This window comes from Affinirhizobium helianthi (genome assembly GCF_042680945.1).
Classification (GTDB): Bacteria; Pseudomonadota; Alphaproteobacteria; order Rhizobiales; family Rhizobiaceae; genus Neorhizobium; species Neorhizobium helianthi.
This window is the reverse complement of sequence record NZ_JBHUEQ010000004.1, coordinates 209,499-228,991: the sequence shown is the minus strand read 5'-3', so window position 1 is coordinate 228,991 and position 19,493 is coordinate 209,499. Positions and strand designations below refer to the sequence as shown.

18 protein-coding genes are annotated in these 19,493 nt (G+C 58.1%); 8 read left to right on the top strand and 10 right to left on the bottom strand.

All coding sequences use genetic code 11. The features are described from left to right. Positions 1-4 precede the first annotated feature (4 nt). The 9 genes from ACFSE1_RS04465 to ACFSE1_RS04425 form a co-directional block, all read right to left on the bottom strand. Positions 5-1,537 carry a YifB family Mg chelatase-like AAA ATPase gene (locus ACFSE1_RS04465; protein WP_377397011.1) on the bottom strand — a complete coding sequence of 511 codons (1,533 nt, stop codon included), beginning with the start codon at positions 1,535-1,537 and terminating at the stop codon, positions 5-7. A gap of 133 nt (positions 1,538-1,670) precedes the next feature. After that, positions 1,671-2,627, bottom strand: coding sequence for a glutathione synthase (gene gshB / locus ACFSE1_RS04460; RefSeq protein ID WP_377397009.1), 957 nt, complete (start codon positions 2,625-2,627; stop codon positions 1,671-1,673). Between the two features lie 87 nt (positions 2,628-2,714). After that, complete coding sequence (locus ACFSE1_RS04455; protein ID WP_377397007.1) at positions 2,715-3,821, bottom strand: sn-glycerol-3-phosphate import ATP-binding protein UgpC; 1,107 nt, start codon at positions 3,819-3,821, stop codon at positions 2,715-2,717. Between the two features lies 1 nt (position 3,822). Beyond that, a complete protein-coding gene (gene ugpE / locus ACFSE1_RS04450) occupies positions 3,823-4,671 on the bottom strand; it encodes a sn-glycerol-3-phosphate ABC transporter permease UgpE (RefSeq protein WP_377397005.1) in 849 nt (282 codons plus the stop codon). 10 nt (positions 4,672-4,681) lie between these two features. Continuing rightward, a complete protein-coding gene (ugpA, locus tag ACFSE1_RS04445; RefSeq protein ID WP_377397003.1) occupies positions 4,682-5,566 on the bottom strand; it encodes a sn-glycerol-3-phosphate ABC transporter permease UgpA in 885 nt (294 codons plus the stop codon). Positions 5,567-5,676: 110 nt separating this feature from the next. Continuing rightward, a complete protein-coding gene (gene ugpB / locus ACFSE1_RS04440) occupies positions 5,677-6,999 on the bottom strand; it encodes a sn-glycerol-3-phosphate ABC transporter substrate-binding protein UgpB (protein WP_377397001.1) in 1,323 nt (440 codons plus the stop codon). 124 nt (positions 7,000-7,123) lie between these two features. After that, complete coding sequence (locus ACFSE1_RS04435; protein ID WP_377396999.1) at positions 7,124-7,486, bottom strand: YraN family protein; 363 nt, start codon at positions 7,484-7,486, stop codon at positions 7,124-7,126. Beyond that, a complete protein-coding gene (rsmI, locus tag ACFSE1_RS04430; RefSeq protein WP_377396997.1) occupies positions 7,476-8,390 on the bottom strand; it encodes a 16S rRNA (cytidine(1402)-2'-O)-methyltransferase in 915 nt (304 codons plus the stop codon). The genes ACFSE1_RS04435 and rsmI overlap by 11 nt, the downstream gene beginning before the upstream one ends. Positions 8,391-8,475: 85 nt before the next feature. Then, on the bottom strand, positions 8,476-10,410 hold the full coding sequence (locus ACFSE1_RS04425; RefSeq protein WP_377396995.1) for a S9 family peptidase: 1,935 nt from the start codon (positions 10,408-10,410) through the stop codon (positions 8,476-8,478). Between the two features lie 331 nt (positions 10,411-10,741). Between ACFSE1_RS04425 and dnaN the strand changes: the two genes are divergently transcribed. The 5 genes from dnaN to ACFSE1_RS04400 all read left to right on the top strand — a co-directional run bounded on the left by dnaN (position 10,742) and on the right by ACFSE1_RS04400 (position 14,838). Continuing rightward, a complete protein-coding gene (gene dnaN, locus ACFSE1_RS04420) occupies positions 10,742-11,860 on the top strand; it encodes a DNA polymerase III subunit beta (protein ID WP_377396993.1) in 1,119 nt (372 codons plus the stop codon). Positions 11,861-11,977: 117 nt separating this feature from the next. After that, positions 11,978-12,571 (top strand): phospholipid N-methyltransferase PmtA, encoded by a 594-nt coding sequence (gene pmtA / locus ACFSE1_RS04415; RefSeq protein WP_377396991.1) that lies wholly within the window; start codon positions 11,978-11,980, stop codon positions 12,569-12,571. A 101-nt stretch (positions 12,572-12,672) separates the two neighbouring features. After that, positions 12,673-13,371: an orotidine-5'-phosphate decarboxylase gene (gene pyrF / locus ACFSE1_RS04410; protein WP_377396989.1), complete on the top strand. Its 699-nt coding sequence runs from the start codon at positions 12,673-12,675 to the stop codon at positions 13,369-13,371. A gap of 47 nt (positions 13,372-13,418) precedes the next feature. After that, on the top strand, positions 13,419-13,706 hold the full coding sequence (locus tag ACFSE1_RS04405; protein ID WP_377396987.1) for a DUF1330 domain-containing protein: 288 nt from the start codon (positions 13,419-13,421) through the stop codon (positions 13,704-13,706). Positions 13,707-13,857: 151 nt separating this feature from the next. Beyond that, positions 13,858-14,838, top strand: coding sequence for a complex I NDUFA9 subunit family protein (locus ACFSE1_RS04400; RefSeq protein WP_377396985.1), 981 nt, complete (start codon positions 13,858-13,860; stop codon positions 14,836-14,838). A gap of 655 nt (positions 14,839-15,493) precedes the next feature. Here ACFSE1_RS04400 and ACFSE1_RS04395 read toward each other — a convergent pair. Next, on the bottom strand, positions 15,494-16,300 hold the full coding sequence (locus ACFSE1_RS04395; RefSeq protein WP_377396983.1) for an undecaprenyl-diphosphate phosphatase: 807 nt from the start codon (positions 16,298-16,300) through the stop codon (positions 15,494-15,496). Positions 16,301-16,458: 158 nt separating this feature from the next. On the opposite strand from ACFSE1_RS04395, the gene ACFSE1_RS04390 reads away from it, so the two are divergent. Genes ACFSE1_RS04390 through ACFSE1_RS04380 form a run of 3 tightly spaced genes read left to right on the top strand, consistent with a single transcriptional unit; the run spans position 16,459 to position 19,192 of the window. Continuing rightward, a complete protein-coding gene (locus ACFSE1_RS04390; protein ID WP_377396981.1) occupies positions 16,459-17,151 on the top strand; it encodes a glutathione S-transferase family protein in 693 nt (230 codons plus the stop codon). After that, positions 17,132-18,319, top strand: a complete 1,188-nt coding sequence (queG, locus tag ACFSE1_RS04385; RefSeq protein WP_377396979.1) for a tRNA epoxyqueuosine(34) reductase QueG — start codon at positions 17,132-17,134, stop codon at positions 18,317-18,319. The genes ACFSE1_RS04390 and queG overlap by 20 nt, the downstream gene beginning before the upstream one ends. Further along, positions 18,320-19,192, top strand: a complete 873-nt coding sequence (locus ACFSE1_RS04380; protein WP_377396977.1) for an SDR family oxidoreductase — start codon at positions 18,320-18,322, stop codon at positions 19,190-19,192. It begins immediately after the preceding gene. Positions 19,193-19,493: the final 301 nt, after the last annotated feature.

Genomic DNA, 19,493 nt, shown 5'->3' with positions numbered 1-19,493 from the left:
AGATTCAAGCCGCCGCTGTCAGCCGCTCACCCGCGATACGGTAGGAAATGGCTTCGGCCAGATGAATGCGGCCGACCTTATCTTCATCACTCAAATCGGCGAGGGTGCGGGCCACCTTCAGAACACGATGGTAGCCGCGGGCGGAGAACTTCAGCTTCTCGGCGGCATCGCGTAGCAATTGCAGACCGGAAGCATCGGGCTCCGCGAAGCGCTCGATGAGCGAGGTCGAGCAGCGGGCATTGGTGCTGATATAGGGCAGGCCCGCCGCCTGAAAGCGGGCGCGCTGCCGGTCTCTTGCACGGCCTACTCGTGCCGCTACGTCCGCGCTGCTTTCCGCCGGTCTTGGGCGAATGAGATCTGCCGCCGACACAGCCGGAACATCGATGCGGATGTCGATACGGTCCAGAAGCGGGCCGGAGATACGGGCCTGATAATCCGTCATGCAACGGGGCCCCTTGGCACAAGTGTGACCCGGTTCGCCCGCCATGCCGCAGCGACACGGGTTCATGGCGGCAACGAGCTGGATATTGGCGGGATAAGAGACCCGGTGATTGGCGCGGGCAATCACACATTCTCCAGTTTCAAGGGGCTGGCGCAATGCGTCCAGAACCTGCGGCGAAAATTCCGGAAACTCATCGAGAAAGAGAATGCCGTGATGCGCCAGCGAAGCCTCGCCCGGCTTTGCCCGCATACCGCCGCCAACGAGGGCTGCCATGGTGGCGGAGTGATGCGGCGTGCGAAATGGTCTGCGGTCGGAAAGTTTGCCACCGGAAAGCTGGCCCGCGATGGAATGAATCATCGAGACTTCCAGCAATTCCGGTGCCGATAAGGGCGGAAGAATGGAGGGAAGCCGCGCTGCCAGCATGGACTTTCCCGAGCCGGGAGGCCCCACCATGAGCAGGTTATGCCCGCCTGCCGCTGCCACTTCCAATGCACGCTTCGCACTCTCCTGCCCCTTGATATCGGCGAGGTCTGGAAGATCGGTCGGGTTGGCGCGAATGGCAGGCGCGGGCCGCGACAGAAGCTGCGTACCGCGAAAATGATTGGCAAGCGCGATCAGACTGCGCGGTGCGAGAATTTCGATTTCCGATCCAGCCCAAGCCGCCTCCGCCCCGCTATCTGCCGGGCATATAAGGCCCTTATCCAGCGCATTGGCACCGATCGCCGCAGGCAATGCGCCGGCCACCGGCGCCAGCGTGCCATCCAGATTAAGCTCGCCAATCACCACGAAGCGAGACAGAGCATCCGCCGGAATGGCGCCAATGGCAGCCATCAGTCCAAGGGCAATCGGCAGATCGAAATGCGAGCCTTCTTTCGGCAGATCGGCGGGGGCGAGATTGACAGTGATGCGCTTGGGCGGCAAGGCAAGACCAGAGGCATGCAGGGCGGCCTGCACGCGCTCGCGGCTTTCGGCCACAGCCTTGTCCGGCAGGCCAACGATCTGCATGGCGAGCTTGCCCGGCCCCACCATGACCTGCACATCAACAGGGACGCCTTCGATACCCTGAAATGCAACCGTACTGACACGCGCGACCATGGCTCTCCCGCCTCACCGGCGCGGGAATCAGGTGCCGCGCAACACGGCCGCAATCAAGCACAACCTCTCGCTGAAAACAAGAACAATTGCAGAACAAAATTCCTGTTAAAGTTGAAGCTAAATTTCCAACCCATCAAAGAGTGGCAGATCGTTTTGCTTCAATGGCATCCCACAGCAGCGCTGCAGCATCGGCACCGCCGAACTTCTTCACCTCGCGAATGCCGGTCGGTGACGTCACGTTGATCTCCGTCATGTAGTCGCCGATCACATCAATCCCGACAAAGAGGAAACCGCGCTCGCGAAGCGCCGGGCCGATACGGTCGCAGATTTCCTTTTCGCGTGTCGTCAGTTCGGTCGCCTCTGCGCGGCCACCCACATGCATGTTGGAGCGGGCGTCATGCTCTGCCGGAACCCGGTTGATGGCGCCAACAGGTTTTCCATCCACCAGAAGAATACGCTTGTCACCCTTGCGCACAGCCGGAAGATAGGCCTGCGCAATAAACGGCTCGCGATACATCTGGGCAAACATCTCCAGCAGCGAGGAGAAGTTGCGATCATCGCGGGCCGAATGGAACACGCCAGCGCCGCCATTGCCGTAGAGCGGCTTCAGGATGATATCGCCCAGCTCATCGCGGAAGCGGGCAATCTCGCCCACATCGCGCGTAATCAGCGTCGGCGGCATCAGATCCGCGAATTCCGTGACGAAGATCTTCTCCGGCGAGTTACGCACCCAGGCCGGATCGTTCACCACCAGCGTCTTGGGATGCAGGCGCTCCAAGAGATGCGTGGAGGTGATATAGGCCATGTCGAAGGGCGGGTCCTGGCGCAGATGGATTACATCCATGGCAGAGAGATCCACCCGCTCGCGTTCGCCAAGCGTGAAGTGATTGCCCTTCTCGTCGCGAAGCTGCATCGGCTCTACCGCGGCGAAAATCTTGCCGTCCCGCATGGTCAGCCGATCTGGTGTGTAATGGAATAGCTCATAGCCGCGGGACTGCGCTTCCAGCGCCATGGCGAAGGTGGAATCGCCGGTGATGTTGATGCCGGACACGTGGTCCATCTGGAACGCGACTTTGCGGATTTTGGCCATGACTGCCCCTCAAGAAATTGCCCGCCAGATGTAGGACGACCGGCGGGCAATGGCAACGGCTGGTTTGCTTTGTCTAAAAGGCAAAGCTCATGCTTCTGCGTGATTGCGCATCTCAGTCCGCGAATCCGGCTGCATCTGCGTTTCTGCGAGGCGCTTGCCAGTGATCGGATGAAAGAAATGCAGCTTGTGCAGATCGACAGACAGATGCAGCTCTTCGGGCAGCACCATTTCCGCTGGTATGGCGGCTGTCAGCATCTGGTCTCCCACGAAGCCGTGCACCAGCCGCTGCGATCCCAATTCCTCGATGTAATCGACACGGAAGGGAAGCCCTTCCGAGCTGGCATGGGTGATGTGCAAATCTTCCGCCCGAATGCCAATGGTCACGGGGCCGGAGACAGGGGCATAGCCCTTGAGATCCAGAACCGCAGGACCAATGGCCAGCTTGTCTCCATGCAATTCGGCCGAAACCAGATTCATGGCGGGCGAGCCGATGAAGCTCGCCACGAAGGTTGAGGCCGGAGCGTGATAGACATCCAGCGGCGAGCCGATCTGTTCGATCTGCCCGCCGTTCAGCACCACCAGCCGGTCCGCCAACGTCATGGCTTCCAGCTGATCATGGGTCACATAGATCGAGGTGGTGCCGAGACGCCGCTGGAGGCGCTTGATTTCGCCGCGCATGGAAACGCGCAGTTTCGCATCGAGGTTTGAGAGAGGCTCATCGAAGAGGAAAGCCGCAGGTTTGCGCACAATGGCGCGGCCCATGGCCACACGCTGGCGCTGCCCGCCGGAAAGCGCGCGCGGCTTGCGCTCCAGATACTGGGTGATCTCCAGCATTCGTGCGGCTTCCGCCACGCGCGCATCGATCTCCGCCTTCGGCGTGCCACGGTTCTTCAGGCCATAGGCAAGGTTCTGGTAAACGCTCATATGCGGATAAAGCGCATAGTTCTGGAACACCATGGCGATATCCCGCTCGGCGGGCTCCATGCGGTTCACAACGCGACCGCCGATGGAAACCTCTCCTTCGGAAATGGTTTCCAACCCTGCCACCATGCGCAGAAGGGTGGATTTGCCGCAGCCGGAGGGGCCGACCAGCACGATGAATTCGCCGTCTGCAATGTCGATGGAAACCGTGTTTACGGCTTTCACTCCGCCTGCATAGATTTTCGAGACGCCGGCGATGGAAATCTTCGCCATGTTACTTCTCCGTTTCGGTAAGGCCGCGGATGAACAGCCGTTGCATGAAAATGACGATGAGAATCGGGGGCAGCATGGCCAGCACGGCGGCGGCCATCACGAGGTTCCACTGGATCACCCCGTCCTGAACGGTGACCATGCGCTTCATGCCCATCATCAGGGTGTAATAGCTGGTATCCGTGGTCACGAGGATCGGCCAGAGATACTGAACCCAGCCATAGATGAAGAGAATGACGGAGAGCGCGCCGATATTGGTGCGTGACAAGGGCAGCAGGATATCGCGAAAGAACTTCATCGGCCCTGCCCCGTCCACGCGGGCGGCCTCCAGCATTTCATCCGGCACCGTCATGAAGAACTGGCGGAACAGGAAAGTGGCCGTCGCAGACGCAATCAGCGGCACTGTCAGCCCCGCCCAGGAATTCAGCAGGCCGAGATCCGCAACGATCTTGTAGGTCGGCATGATGCGCACCTCGACCGGCAGCATCAGCGTGACGAAGATGATCCAGAAGGCCAGTTGCCGGAAGGGAAAACGGAAATAGACAATGGCAAAGGCCGACAGGATCGAGATGATGATTTTGCCGACAGTGATCACAATTGCCATGATCAGCGAATTCAGCGCCATATGGCTGTAGTTCGGCAGGCCATTGGCGGCAGAGGCGCTTGTCAGCAGCGCACTGTAGTTTTCGATGAGATGCGATCCCGGCAACAGCGGAATGCGGCTGTTCATCAAGGTCGCAACATCATGCGTGGATGCGATGATCGCCACATAGACCGGCAGCGCCACGACCAGAAAGCCGAGGATCAGGAAGGCATGGGTGAGGACATTCAGGAAAGGGCGATTTTCAACCATGGTCTTCTCCTCAATACTGGACGCGGCGTTCGACAAAGCGGAACTGCACGAAAGTCAGCACCATCACGATCAGCATCAGGATGACCGATTGCGCCGAGGAAGAGCCAAGGTTCAGGCCGACATAGCCATCCTGGTAAACCTTGTAGACCAAGGTGGTCGTGGCCTGCGCCGGACCGCCGACCGTGGTGGCATCCACAATCGGGAAGGTATCGAACATGGCGTAGTTCACATTGATGATGAACAGGAAGAAGGTGGTAGGCGAAAGCAACGGCAGTGAAATGGTGAAGAAGCGCTTCACCGGGCCGGAACCGTCTATGGCCGCAGCTTCCATCAGGGCATGTGGAACCGATTGCAGCCCCGCCAGGAAGAACAGGAAATTATAGGAAATCTGCTTCCAGGCAGCGGCAATGATGATCAGAATCATCGCATCGGTACCGTTCAGGTCATGATCCCAATGGATGCCAAGCCGCTCCAGGAAGAAGGGCATCAGGCCGGTGGACGTATTGAACAGAAACCACCACAGAATACCCGCAACGACGGGCGCCACCGCATAGGGCCAGACGAGAAGCGTCGTATAGACCTTGGCCGTGCGCGTGAGCCGTTCGACCGCAGCTGCAAATGCTAGGCCCAGAAACATGGACAGCGCTGTAACGCAGACAGCAAAAACCGCCGTCCGCAGGATCGCGTCGACATAGTTCGGATCCTGAAGCAATTCGCCATAGTGAGCGAGGCCAACGAAAGTCGTTGCCAGACCGAAGGGATCTTCACGCTCAAAGGAGGATTTGACGGCCTGGGCCGCTGGCCAGATGAAGAAGATCAGCGTGATGAAAAGCTGCGGCGCGACCAGAAGGTACGGCAACAGGCGGCTGTCGAAGGTTGTGCGTTTGGTATTCATTGGCCGTGCTTTCGGCTGGATAGGTGGCAGGCCCCTTCAATCCCTCGGGGCATATGCACGAAAAAGGAACCCGGCAAGACGCCGGGCCCCTTCCGCATCAGGCGATGCAATCAGTTTGCATTGGCCTTTTCGAATTCGCGCAGCAGCTTGTTGCCACGCTCGACAGCGCTGTCGAGAGCCTGCTTGGCGTCCTTCTTGCCAGCCAGAAGCGCCTGGAACTCTTCATCGATAACGGTACGCTCCTGCGTATAGTTGCCGAAGCGAAGGCCCTTGGAGTTGGCGCTTGGAGTGCCACGCATGATCTGCTTGATCGAAACGTCAGAACCCGGGTTCTTTTCGTAGTAGCCCTGGCTCTTGCCAAGCTCGTAAGCAGCATTGGTGATCGGCAGATAACCTGTGTACTGGTGCCAGTCTGCCTGTACTTCCGGCTTGGAAAGGTAGGTGAAGAACTTGGCAACGCCCTTGTAGGTCGCCTTGTCCTTGCCGTTCAGAACCCACAGCGTTGCACCGCCGATGATGGAGTTCTTCGGCTCCTTGATGACATCGTCATAGTAAGGCAGCGGCGCGAAGCCCACCTTGAAATCCTTGGCATTGTTGATGACGGCAGCGCGGCCACCCGACGAGTTCATGGTGATGGCGCATTCCTGCGAGAAGAACATGGTTGCAGCATTATCGCCGCCAACCGGACCGCCATACTTGAAGAGCCCCTCATCCTGCCACTTCTTCAGGTTAGCCCAATGCTTGACCTGAACCGGACCATTGAAGGTGAACTCGCTCTTGAGACCGCCAAAGCCGTTTTCCAACGTGCCGTAAGGCTGGTCATGCAAAGCGGAGAAGTTTTCCGTCTGAACCCAGGTGATCCAGGCAGAGGTAAAGCCACACTTTGCAGCGCCGGAGGTAACGATCTTCTTGGAGAATTCCTCGACTTCCTTCCAGGTCTTCGGGGCGACTTCCGGATCAAGGCCAGCCTTCTTGAAGACATCCTTGTTGTAATACATGATCGGCGTCGAAGAATTGAAGGGCAGGGACAGGATGTTGCCCTGCGTATCGGAATAGTAGCCGACGACCGGAGCCAGGAAGGACTTGGTGTCGAAAGGCTCGCCTTCATCCTTCATCAGCTTGTAGACCGGATAGACGGCGCCCTTGGCAGCCATCATCGTGCCGGTGCCAACTTCGAAAACCTGAACGATGGCAGGCTGCTGATTGGCACGGAAGGCAGCAATCGCGGCGGTCAGCGTTTCAGGATAGGTGCCCTTGTAAACAGGCACGACCTTGTATTCGCTCTGGCTCTCGTTGAACTTCGCGGCGATCTCATCGACCTTCTTGCCGAGCTCACCGCCCATGGCGTGCCACCAGGTGATCTCGGTTGCAGCGAGCGAGGTTGTTGCAGACAGAGCAAGCGCCGTTGCGGCGAGGCTGAGCTTTTTGAACATGGGGATCATCCCTCTTTCCCGTTGGTTAGGATGAGGGCTGATTAGCGGCCTACTGTGACACGTGGGTTACGCATATATGACAGAACTGTAACAAACCGACCTAAAATGCACAGCCATGCAATTTTCAGAAAGCATCGACAAAATGTCTTGGAAAACGCCAGGGCAGGACAGCAATTATGTCATATCGCTGTGAGAGAGTGGCAGCATCCTTGCGGCGCGACATCCAGTGGTCACTGGCTGCGCGTATGCGGTTCTGACTGCGAAAGCTGACGGCATCCAGCGCACCTTGGAGGTGTTGCCGCGCCTTCACCTCGACGAAGATAACGAGGCTTCCCTTGCGGGCAACCAGGTCGATCTCACCGCTGCGGGTCTTGTAACGCAGGTTCAGGATGCGGTAGCCCTTTGCCATCAGGAAAAGTGCCGCCCAATATTCGGACCAGCGCCCTCGCCGCTCCGCATGTTTGCGGTTGCGGAACCTAGCCTTCATTGCTGTCCTTCAGCTCGATCAGCCGCTGATAGAGGTCCTTGCGGGAAAGTCCGGTCAGCCTTGCAGCTTCGGCTGCCGCCTTCGTGGCAGGCATGGAGGCTGCAAGTTCCCGCAGCATGATGTCCACATCCACAGCAGCCGGTACATCATCATAGGCGGGCGGGCCAACGACGAAGACGATTTCCCCCTTCACCGTGGCATTCTCATAAGAAGCCGCCAGCTCTCCCAGGCTACCGCGCCGAAATTCCTCAAACGTTTTGGTCAGCTCACGGCACACACAGGCAGCACGCGTTGGACCCAGCACATCGGCGGCAATGGCGACCGTATCCGCGATCCGGTGCGGAGATTCGAAGAAAATGAGGGTCGCCGGGATCTTGGCGAGTTCGGCAAGCCTGTCCCGCTTGCCCTTTTCCTTCACCGGCAGAAAGCCTGCAAAGAGAAATGCATCGGACGGCAGACCAGAGCCCACCAGCGCTGCCAGTGGCGCAGAGGCCCCCGGAATGGGCACCACCTTGAAGCCCGCCTCGATGGCAAGCTGACCGAGACGATAGCCTGGATCCGACACCAGCGGCGTACCGGCATCGGAGACGAGAGCGACGGATTTTCCTGCCTCCAGTGCGGCCAGAAGCTTCGGGCCTGCCTCATTGGCATTGTGCTCGTGGTAGGCGTAAGGACGTGCGGAAATGCCGAAACGATCCAGGAGAACGCGTGTCACACGCGTATCCTCGCAGGCCAGCACATCTACGCCCGCCAGTGTTTCCAGCGCACGCAGCGTGATATCACCCAGATTGCCGATAGGTGTCGCCACAAGATAAAGCGCCGGCTCCACAGGCCGCGCCGGAATGGCGACATTGCCCACGCGATAGGTCTTTTCCTCAGCTCGACGCTCTTCCGTCACGATCATCCTTGCCTTCTGTTGTGCAGCCATATTCCGGCAGCGGGTTCCGCCCCTCCCCAAAGGTAAGGCGGCAAGCCTTTGCAGCTACCCCTCATCGACCCGTGTCGGCAAGGTCGAAAATCTCACCGCCAGCCCGGATCTCGTGGCTGGATTGATCGAGATCGTCGCCGAAAGGCTCGAATCCTCCACCAAGATGCCGGGCAAAGAAGGCTTCCGCCATGGCAATATAGGCAATGCGATTGCCGGGTTTGTGGAAGCCATGCCCCTCATCGGGATAGACCACATAGGTAACTGGAATGCCTTTGGCCTGCATGGCGGCAACAATGCTATCGCTTTCGGCAACCTTACAGCGCACATCATTGGCACCATGGAAAATCAGCATCGGCTTGGCGATCTGATCGACCTTGTGGATCGGCGAACGCTCGGCCAGAAGCGCGCGTCCTTCTTCCGTGCGCGGGTCGCCATAGCTTCGATACATGAACTCGGCAAAACCAGCCCAATAGGGCGGCATGGATTCCAGCAAGGTCTGCAGGTTGCTGATGCCGACGACGGGTACGCTGCAGCAAAAGACATCAGGCGTGAAGGTGGCACCAACGAAGGAGGCATAGCCCCCATAGGAACCGCCGTGGATCGCAATCTTTGCCGGGTCTGCAATGCCTTCGCGGATTGCCCAGTTCACCATGTCGATCAGATCATCGTGCATCCTGGCGGCATGCTGTTTCTCGCTTGCGGCGACAAAGGATTTCCCAAAGCCGGTCGACCCTCGGTAATTTACCGACAGCACCGCATAGCCGCGATCCGCCAGCCATTGATGATCACCACGGTAGCCGTAGAAATCCCGCCCCCAAGGGCCACCATGCACCAACAACACCATCGGCAGCGGCTTTGCAGGACGTTCACCCTGCACAGACGCCGGTAGTGTCAGATAGGAAAACAGATCCAGGCCATCACGTGATCTGGCTTCGATGGACCGCATCGGTGCCAGCCGATATGCATCAAGTTCCGGACGGGCACGGAAGAGTTCGGTCAGGGTCCCACTATCGCGATCATAGAGAAAGCTGGTCGCCGCCTGCTGTGCCGTATGCGCCTCTACGATCCAGCGACGATTATCATCGGAGCGACTGCCGATACTAATTTCGAAATCTGGCAATTTGGCTTGAAGAAGGGCAAGATCTTCTTCAACCGCCGATGTCACGCCGACCCACTCCATGCGCGTAGCTGCAATGGAGACTGCTTCCACATCATGTGTTGCGGGATGCAGCATCACCCGGTGAGCATCGAAACGAGGATGTTCGGCAATGACCGTTTCCTCACCACTTTCCGTATCCAGCCAGGTGAAAGCGGCAGTCTCGCGACCGACACAGGTTTTCATCAGCAAACGCCTGTTGTCAGCGTGAAAGAGGATGGGCCATGTCAGCCATCCGTCGAGATGGGAGACATCCATCCAGTGCCGGACGGTTTCGTTTTCAATCTGCCAGAAGCGCGTTCTGCCATCATCTGTGGTGGATCGGCCATAACGCGGGCGGAAATCCCAATCCAGGCCGATGGTGGCAAACTCCTGAGTGTTGAGCCAGAGCAGTTCCCGCTCACCCGTTTCAACATCGACGCTGTAGAGGTCATGCCAGCGGGCATCGCGATCATTGAGGCCGATGACGAGCCTGTTGGGAAATTTTCGAGACCAGTGCAAAACCTGAGCATTGACGCCCTTGATCGGCGTGAGATCCCGCACATGACCGGATTTCGGATCGACGATGAAAACATGGTCGTTTTCATCTCCGTTTTCATCATTGACGAACATGATGAAGCGACCGTCCACCGTCCATTCCTGCCACCAGATCGGCCTTCCGGTCGTGCGTGTCAGCGGCTGGGCAGCCCCCATATCATGGGTTGGCGCAATCCAGATATTGAGGACACCATCGACTGGCGCGATCCAGCTCAGCCATTGGCCATCGGGTGACAGCTGCGCCCCGAAAGCATGCGGGTTGCCAAAGAGCAGCTTACGAGGAATGAGCGATGTTTCGGCCATGAGGAGAGCCTCTCAAATTTTCAGGTCAAATCGGACTTCAAGCAATGTTTTTCAGATCGGCCCAAAGCGGCAACTGCCGGTGCAGGAAAGCGTGACGCTTGCCACCAGGGATGAGCCCAAGACCTATGCTTACCCTGCGCCTTGCCATGTGGAAAGCTGTGAACATGTCCTGATCACGCTTGAACTCCCCTCAAGAATCGGAGGCCCCTCTTGCCTTTTACTTGGAAACTCTGCCATTTTGCCGATCCACATCCGTCCGACCAGCTTGACGGACAAGAATAACATGCGGCCCCTTCCCGGGAGCCGGTACGGTCGAAAGCGGTAGCGTCCAATGCGTATTACTCTTGAGCGGTCCAACCTCCTGAAATCGTTGAACCATGTTCATCGTGTCGTGGAGCGGCGCAACACCATTCCGATCCTCTCCAACGTATTGCTACGGGCTTCCGGCAACGATCTGGCGCTGAAGGCGACAGACCTCGATCTGGAAATCACCGAGGAACTGCCAGCCATGGTGGAACAGGCTGGCGCGACCACTGTTCCCGCACATCTGCTTTACGAAATCGTTCGCAAGCTGCCGGATGGATCCGAGGTTCTGCTGGCCGTGAACCCGGATGGCGGCACGATGACGGTTCAATCCGGCCGTTCGAAGTTCTCGCTGCAATGCCTGCCGGAATCCGACTTTCCGGATTTGACCGCCGGAAGCTTTACGCACAGCTTCAAGATCAAGGCCACCGATCTGAAGATGCTGATCGACCGCACGCAGTTTGCGATCTCAACGGAAGAAACCCGTTACTACCTGAACGGCATATTCTTCCACACGATCGAAACCGAGGGCCAGCTCAAGCTGCGCGCCGTGGCAACAGACGGCCACCGTCTAGCCCGCGCCGATATCGAGGCGCCTTCCGGTTCGGAAGGCATGCCCGGCATCATCATCCCCCGCAAGACCGTTGGCGAATTGCAAAAGCTGGTGGACGACCCGGAAGCTATGGTCACGGTTGAAGTATCGGACGCGAAAATCCGCCTGACGATTGGCGGGATCGTGATGACTTCAAAGCTGATCGATGGCACTTTCCCCGACTACCAGCGCGTGATCCCGACCGGAAACGATAAGGAAATGCGGGTCGATTGCCAGAGCTTCACCAAGGCTGTCGATCGTGTTTCGACCATTTCATCCGAGCGCGGACGCGCCGTGAAGCTGGCGCTTTCCGAAGGCCAGTTGCTTTTGACCGTCAACAATCCGGATTCGGGCAGCGCCACGGAAGAGGTGGCCGTTGGCTATGAGAGCGATCCGATGGAAATCGGCTTCAACGCCAAATACCTTCTGGATATAACCGCCCAGCTTTCCGGCGAAGATGCCATCTTCCTGCTGGCAGATGCCGGCTCGCCGACCCTGGTTCGAGACACGGCGGGAGATGACGCACTTTACGTGCTGATGCCTATGCGCGTGTAACATTCTTAGGACCGCTTCGGCGGTCCTTTTCTTTATCTGCCGTATATTTGCGACATTTTTTCTTGATTTTGCGCCATGAGGGCGCGATGAACTGACCATATTATGGAGGAGTTACCGATGGAATTGCGTCTGAAAGAACGGCTTGGCCGGAAGTTCGATGAGGAAATTCGTTTCTTCAAAGGATGGATGGAAGGCCCGAAACAGGTGGGCGCAATCCTGCCGACCTCCAGTGTGACAGCCCGCCGCATGGCCAGCGTCATCAATCCGCAATCCGGCCTGCCCGTTCTGGAACTTGGCCCCGGCACTGGTATCATCACCAAAGCCATCCTCGAGCGGGGCATCAAGCCGGAAGATCTCGTCTCGATTGAATATTCGACGGATTTTTATCAGCACCTGATCAAAACGTTCGATGGCGTTCGGTTCATCAACGGCGATGCTTTCGAGCTCGACGAAATCCTCGGAGACTTCAAGGGCCGCCAGTTCGATGCCGTCATCTCGGCCATTCCCATGCTGAGTTTCCCCATGGAAAAGCGGATCTGGCTTCTGGAAGACCTGCTGGATCGCATGCCTCATGGACGCCCGGTGATGCAGATCACCTATGGTCCGGTCTCGCCGATCATTGCCCGGCCCGACCGCTATCGCATCCGGCATTACGATTTCGTCGTGCGCAACCTGCCGCCAGCACAGCTCTGGACTTACACGCGCCCGTAATCCGGCGCCTGTCAAACTCTCTGCCGAATAAAAGCGGCTTGCAGCATCGCGCCTTCCGTGCGAGTTGCAAGCCCATCAAATTCAGCCGAGGGAGAGATAGTATGAGCGCAGCCGCACGCGAACGCCTGATCGTGGGCCTGGATGTTCCCACCATCGCAGAGGCTGAGGCGCTGGTCGCCAAGCTTTCCGATACCGTCTCCTTCTACAAGATCGGCTACCAGCTTGCCTTCATTGGCGGGTTGGAACTGGCGCGTGATCTGCTGCGCGACGGAAAATCCGTCTTTCTCGACATGAAACTTCTCGATATCGACAACACCGTTGCCCACGGGGTCGAGAATGTCGCGAAGATGGGCGTCAATATGCTGACGCTGCACGCTTACCCGAAGGCGATGCGCGCTGCCGTTGATGCGGCCAGGGGTTCCAATCTATGCCTCCTCGGCGTGACCGTTCTGACCTCCATGGATGATGCAGACCTGAAGGAAGCGGGCTACGATACCGATCCACGCTCCTTGGTTATCCGGCGGGCGGAACAGGCGCGGACGGCAGGCATGGGGGGCATTGTATGCTCTGCAGAGGAATCCGCTGCCGTGCGCCAGATCATCGGCCCGAATATGGCACTTGTCACACCCGGCATTCGCCCCGCCGGTTCTGACGCAGGCGACCAGAAGCGTGTCGTGACGCCCGGCGATGCCATCCGCAACGGCTCCAGCCATCTGGTGGTTGGGCGTCCTGTCGTCAAGGCGACTGACCCCGTGGCTGCGGCAAAAGCAATCCTGAACGAAATGTCGCTTGCACTTTGACTGTTCTCATCATCTGAATGAGCACTGACAGATATTTGGAGGACGACATGCCCAAGGGTTACTGGATCGCACGCGTGGATGTTCGCGACCCCGAGCGCTACAAGGATTATGTAGCAGCCGCGAAACCGGCATTCGAAAAATATGGTGCAAACTTTCTGGCACGGGGTGGTGAATATGCGCGCCTGGAAGGCACCGCCCGCGCCCGCAATGTGGTGATCGAATTCCCATCCCTGCAACACGCGGTGGATTGCTACAATTCCCCCGAATATCAGGTGGCAGCCAAGATCCGCCAGGAAGTGGCCGATGCGGAAATGCTGGTCGTCGAGGGCATTTAACCCTACTTAACCGTTTAACCTGACTTGACCGTTCATGGCAGAGAAAATGCAGTGGAGCAGGCGATGAGTGCGCGCCAAGACTTCACCTGCCCTCCGCTTTGGGCTAGAGACTAAGAAAAACATATCACTCCTTGGCTTTCGGAGCACTTCCATGACCATGTCCAATCTTCCGCCGCTCGTCACCGTGTTCGGGGGCTCGGGCTTTGTCGGCAGGCATGTGGTTCGGGCGCTGGCAAAGCGCGGCTATCGTGTTCGCGTTGCTGTCCGTCGCCCCGATCTGGCCGGCTTCCTGCGTCCGGCAGGCTATGTCGGGCAAATCCAGCTCGTTCAAGCCAACCTGCGCTACCGCAAGTCGATCGATCAGGCCGTTGCCGGTTCCGACCATGTCGTGAACTGCGTTGGCATTCTGTTTGAAAGCGGCAAGAATTCCTTTGACTCCGTGCAGGAATTTGGCGCCAAGGCCGTGGCCGAAGCAGCACGGGCCGCTGGTGCAAGCCTCACGCACATTTCTGCGCTCGGCGCTGATGCGAAATCGACCTCTTCCTATGCCCGCAGCAAGGGCCGCGCCGAAGACGCAATCCTGTCCATCATCCAGGACGCGATCATTCTGCGCCCCTCCATCATTTTCGGCAAGGAAGACAACTTCTTCAACAAGTTTGCGGATATGGCGCGCACTATGCCCTTCCTGCCGCTGATCGGCGGCGGAAAGACGAAGTTCCAGCCGGTTTACGTGGAAGACGTTGCGGAAGCCGTGGCGCAGTCGGTGGATGGCAAGGTCAAGAAGGGCCAGATTTACGAATTGGGCGGCCCGGAGGTCCTTACCTTCAAGGAATGTCTTGAGACGGTGTTGCGCGTGACCTATCGCAAGCGCCCGCTGGTTTCCCTGCCCTTCGGCGTTGCGTCCATGATCGGCAGCATTGCCTCGATGATCCCCCTCATCACGCCGCCGCTGACCAGCGATCAGGTAACACTGCTGAAAAAGGATAATGTGGTTTCCAAGGAAGCCGAGCAGGAAGGCCGCACCTTGGCAGCTTTCGGCATCCGTCCGACGCTGGTGGATACGATTCTGCCGAGCTATCTGGTGCAGTACCGCGTACAGGGCCAGTTCACCAATACCGGCAAGGCTGCCTGATCGGGCAGCCATCTTGCCGTTGGCGAGGTGCTTCACGGCCCTTGAGTATAGCTCCTCACGGTGCAGGCCACGGCTTTGACACACCTCGTTTGGCAAAGCCACTGACGCAGCTTTACTGGGCGCGATCTAACGTCGCTTGAGATCTGATGCGACAGGCAGGGCGCAATCCTGCCTGTTTCGTATTCTGACTTGTGACCAAAAAGACGCAACGGAAAATTGAGTTGCGTTAACCTGCAGTTCAACAAACTCTTCTATTGAATCTTCACCATACGGCTCGTAAACCCGCGCCGGTTCTAAGGTTTGAAATTGGCCGTGACTCACTCCCCATCCTCCGAAAGGCATTCCCCCATGGGCAAGTCCATCGCACTTTTTTTTGCGTGTGCGGCACTCGTAATTCTGGCAGGCTCTTTCCTTGCGCCCGGTACCGTGGCTGCGAACAAGAGCGACTGCGCTCCCGCCTATGGGGTTGATCCCTGCGCAACCGGCTCGATCCGTCACTAAGCTTCATGTGCGAGCGCCCACACGGGCGCTTTTCAGCACCGTGACACGAAAACCGGCGCACTTGCTCCCAAGGAGTGCACCGTCATGGATTGCTTTTTAGAATGCTTCTTAACAAATGGCCGGTCACGCGACCGGCCATTTCTGTTTCAAAGTGTCAGGCAATGATGCCCGAATAGGCCATGCCCAGAAGCGCAATACCGAGGATGATGCGGTAGATGGCAAACACGGTGAAGCGATTCGTCTGGATGTAGGAAAGCAGCCACTTCACCGCGATGAAGGCAACCACCGTGGACGTGACGAAGGCAACGCCAAGCGAGGCCCAGTCTTCGCCAGCAAAGCCGTTTTCGTTGACGGTTTTCAGAAGCTGATAGCCGCTGGCCGCATACATGGTTGGAATGCCAACCAGGAAAGCGAATTCGGTGGCCGCTGCGCGATTGCCCGTTCCAGCCAGCATGGCAATGAAGATAGTGGAGGCAGAGCGCGACGTGCCAGGGAAAACGCCAGCAATCACCTGCGCAATGCCAACCAGAACGGCAACCAGCCAGGTGATTTCCGTGCTTTGTGGACGCTTGGCAGCAGCCCATTCCGCAACAATCATCCAGATACCGCCAATGACGAGAGCCCAGGCGATGGGGCTTGCGTTCTCAGGCAGCTCGAAGCCCATCTTCTTGACGATCAGGCCAAGGACAGCGGTAATCAGGAAAGCGAGCATGAGCTTTGCAGCATATTGGAAGTTCTTCGGCTCGCGCCAGCCAAGAGCCAGATCCATCAGCCGCCGCCAATAAATAATCGTGACCGCCAGGATCGCGCCTGCCTGGATAACAATGTTGAAGGTGTCGGAACGCTGGCCCAGCCATTGCTCTGCAATGATGAGGTGACCGGTGCTGGAGATCGGAAGGAATTCCGTGATTCCTTCGATAACACCAAGAAGGAAGGCGCTTAGGAGGGAGTGGTCCGCCATTCTTGATCCTTTATTAACGGGGATGGGAACTATATTGAGGGGAAATCAGCAACTTCGAGCTAGCAAATCGGACTGGCTGCCATATGTCAGCCACATTCCGGCTTTGGTGATCCTGATCGACTCAGGCTTATAACAGCAATCTTTATATTCGAGTATCAATGCCAACGCTCTATCATCATCCTATGTCGTCTGCCTCGCGATTCGTGCGGCTGATACTGGCCGAATATGGCTTTCAGACGGACTTCGTCGAGGAACAGACGTGGGAGAAGCGTCGTGAGTTCCTGGCGATCAATCCTGCGGGCACGCTGCCGGTCTATGTGGACGACAGCATGCGGGCGCTATGCGGCCCGACCGTGCTGTTCGAATTCCTGGATGAAACGCATGGCGTGCTGAAACGGGACAAGCGGCTCTTCGCTGAAGATCCCTTCCAGAGAGCAGAGATCCGTCGCCTGACGGAGTGGTTCCTGCAAAAGATGGAACAGGATGTGACACGGCCGCTCACACGCGAACGTGTCTACAAACTGCAGATGACGCCTGCGCAAGGCGGCGGCGCACCGGATTCCAAGGTCCTGCGCACCGCGCGCGGCAATATTCGCCAGCATATGAAATATCTGTCCTGGCTTGCCGGATCCCGCACCTGGCTGGCGGGTGAGCGTCTTTCCTATGCGGATCTCGCTGCAGCCGCCTCGCTTTCGGTTCTCGATTATCTGGGCGAGATCGATTGGCAGGAGACACCGGTTGCCAAGGAGTGGTATCAGAGGCTGAAGTCGCGCCCATCGTTCCGGCCACTCCTGGCTGAGCGCATCCGCGGCATTACGCCGGTATCTCATTATGCGGACCTCGATTTCTGAGCAGGAGCAGGCGCACCAGACGGATCGCCAACTGCACAAGATAGAAGAGCGGCGGCGCAAGCTGACCGGCTTCATCCGTGATGAAGCCCGCCTGCAGGGCTTCGATCTCTGTCGGATCACCCTTCCCAGCGCCATTCCTCAGGCCCCAGCCAGATTGGCAGCTTTCGTGGAGGCCGGCCGGCACGGCACGATGAGCTGGATGGAAGAAACATTGGAGCGCCGGGCGGACCCACGTGTGCTGTGGTCCGATGTGCGCTCCATTGTCATGTTCGGCATGAATTACGGGCCTGACGAGGATCCGCGCGCGCTTCTGGCGCGAAAGGATCGTGCCGCCATTTCGGTCTATGCGCGCAATCGCGATTATCACGACATCATCAAGGGAAAACTCAAGGAAATCGCCACGCGTTTTGCCGCCCGTGCAGGCGAGGATGTCAAAGTCTTCGTCGATACGGCTCCGGTGATGGAAAAGCCGCTGGGGGAAGCAGCGGGGCTCGGCTGGCAGGGAAAGCACACCAATCTGGTCAGCCGCAGTTTCGGATCATGGCTCTTCCTCGGCAGCATGTTCACGACGGCGGACCTGGAGATAGACGAGCGCGAGCGGGATCACTGCGGCTCCTGCCGCGCCTGTCTGGACGCCTGCCCGACGAACGCCTTCCCGGCGCCCTATCAGATCGATGCGCGGCGCTGCATTTCCTATCTCACGATCGAGCACAAGGGCCGCATCGATCCCGATCTTCGCGAGAGGATCGGCAATCGCATTTATGGCTGCGACGATTGTCTTGCGGCCTGCCCCTGGAACAAGTTCGCGGCGGAAGCATCCGAGATGAAGCTGCGGGCGCGCGAGGACCTGAAGGAGCCGAGCATCGCCTCGCTTCTGGCGCTGGATGATGCCGCCTTTCGCAGCCTGTTCAGTGGTTCGCCGGTCAAGCGCATCGGGCGCGACCGCTTTATCCGCAACGTGCTGATTGCGGCCGGCAATAGTGGTAACGCCTCGCTGATTGCGCCCTGTCGGCGCCTCTTGCAGGATCCCTCTCCCGTTGTGCGCGCCATGGCAATCTGGGCTCTTTCCCGCCTTCTGACAAAACAGGAGTTTCTGGCTCTTGCTGAAATCCGCCAACCGGACGAAGACAGTGACGTCGAACATGAATGGAAATTGGGAGTGGGCTAGATGCGGGTAATGATCTTCGGAGCGGGTTATTCCGGTCAGGCAATCGGCGCCGAGCTGCTCTCTGCGGGGGCAAGCGTTGCCGGAACGACGCGGAGTGAAGACAAGGCGGCCCACTTGCGCCAGAGCGCCATTCGCCCCTTCCTCTTCGATGGACATGCCATTTCCGACGGGCTGCGGACGGAACTCCGCGAAACCACGCACCTCATCCAGTCGATTGCACCGGGATCGGCAGGAGATCCTGTGCTGATGCTGTCGGGAGACAGGCTTCTCGATTTGATGCCGAAGCTCGAATGGTGTGCCTATTTGTCCACCGTGGGCGTCTACGGAGACCATGAGGGCGGCTGGGTGGACGAAGACACCCTCTGCAAACCCGTCTCTGCACGCTCGCGTGAGCGTGTGGCTGCCGAGGATGGCTGGATAACTGCTGCGATGCGAGACGCCCTGCCGCTGGCGATCCTGCGGCTATCAGGCATTTATGGCCCCGGTCGCAACGGTTTCATCAATCTTGCGGAGGGCAATGCCCGCCGTCTGGTCAAGCCGGGCCAGGTCTTCAATCGCATTCGCGTCGAGGACATCGCTCGTGCAACCCGGTTTCTCGCAGATCGCAAGGCGGACGGCATATTCAATGTCACCGATCACGAGCCCGCCCCGCCGCAGGATGTCGTTACCGAAGCGGCACGCATCATGGGCGTCGCACCGCCGCCCGAACAGGCCTTCGAGACCGCTGAACTGTCACCCATGGCGCGGTCTTTCTATGGGGAGAACAAGCGGGTTTCGAACGAAAAAATTCGCAACCTGGGATTTAGTTTCCGTTATCCCGATTATCGCGTTTCGCTTCGGCAGCTCTGGGACGATGGACGCTGGCGCGCGTGAATACGGGCGCTTTTCTGGCCCGCGCAAGTCGCTCCCGTAGGCAGGAAATTCCTTCCTAGCCATCTTTGTTGATCGGGAAATTTTAACATTCATGACAAAGCGCCACAAAATTTGTCCAAATGAGGCAGTCATTTCTCTTTGGCGATAAAAATTTTTCTTCACGATTTTCGCTCGAATCAGCATCCGCGCCAAGCTTGGAATGCCATTCCTAAAACTAGCTGATTTTGCTTATTTTTTGCGTATTCATAGCAATCTATCATTAGGCAGCTAACCATCACGAATGTTACACGCTGAAATATTG

Excerpts from the sequence above, each read along its gene's own strand:
- pyrF (WP_377396989.1), top strand. The coding sequence starts at position 12,673 with ATGAGCGCAGCCGCACGCGAACGCCTGATCGTGGGCCTGGATGTTCCC.
- ACFSE1_RS04425 (WP_377396995.1), bottom strand. The coding sequence starts at position 10,410 with ATGGCCGAAACATCGCTCATTCCTCGTAAGCTGCTCTTTGGCAACCCG.
- ACFSE1_RS04400 (WP_377396985.1), top strand. The coding sequence starts at position 13,858 with ATGACCATGTCCAATCTTCCGCCGCTCGTCACCGTGTTCGGGGGCTCG.
- ACFSE1_RS04465 (WP_377397011.1), bottom strand. The coding sequence starts at position 1,537 with ATGGTCGCGCGTGTCAGTACGGTTGCATTTCAGGGTATCGAAGGCGTC.
- ACFSE1_RS04390 (WP_377396981.1), top strand. The coding sequence starts at position 16,459 with ATGCCAACGCTCTATCATCATCCTATGTCGTCTGCCTCGCGATTCGTG.
- ACFSE1_RS04380 (WP_377396977.1), top strand. The coding sequence starts at position 18,320 with ATGCGGGTAATGATCTTCGGAGCGGGTTATTCCGGTCAGGCAATCGGC.
- ugpA (WP_377397003.1), bottom strand. The coding sequence starts at position 5,566 with ATGAATACCAAACGCACAACCTTCGACAGCCGCCTGTTGCCGTACCTT.
- ugpB (WP_377397001.1), bottom strand. The coding sequence starts at position 6,999 with ATGTTCAAAAAGCTCAGCCTCGCCGCAACGGCGCTTGCTCTGTCTGCA.
- rsmI (WP_377396997.1), bottom strand. The coding sequence starts at position 8,390 with ATGATCGTGACGGAAGAGCGTCGAGCTGAGGAAAAGACCTATCGCGTG.
- ACFSE1_RS04455 (WP_377397007.1), bottom strand. The coding sequence starts at position 3,821 with ATGGCGAAGATTTCCATCGCCGGCGTCTCGAAAATCTATGCAGGCGGA.
- queG (WP_377396979.1), top strand. The coding sequence starts at position 17,132 with ATGCGGACCTCGATTTCTGAGCAGGAGCAGGCGCACCAGACGGATCGC.
- gshB (WP_377397009.1), bottom strand. The coding sequence starts at position 2,627 with ATGGCCAAAATCCGCAAAGTCGCGTTCCAGATGGACCACGTGTCCGGC.
- pmtA (WP_377396991.1), top strand. The coding sequence starts at position 11,978 with ATGGAATTGCGTCTGAAAGAACGGCTTGGCCGGAAGTTCGATGAGGAA.
- ACFSE1_RS04435 (WP_377396999.1), bottom strand. The coding sequence starts at position 7,486 with ATGAAGGCTAGGTTCCGCAACCGCAAACATGCGGAGCGGCGAGGGCGC.
- dnaN (WP_377396993.1), top strand. The coding sequence starts at position 10,742 with ATGCGTATTACTCTTGAGCGGTCCAACCTCCTGAAATCGTTGAACCAT.
- ACFSE1_RS04405 (WP_377396987.1), top strand. The coding sequence starts at position 13,419 with ATGCCCAAGGGTTACTGGATCGCACGCGTGGATGTTCGCGACCCCGAG.
- ugpE (WP_377397005.1), bottom strand. The coding sequence starts at position 4,671 with ATGGTTGAAAATCGCCCTTTCCTGAATGTCCTCACCCATGCCTTCCTG.
- ACFSE1_RS04395 (WP_377396983.1), bottom strand. The coding sequence starts at position 16,300 with ATGGCGGACCACTCCCTCCTAAGCGCCTTCCTTCTTGGTGTTATCGAA.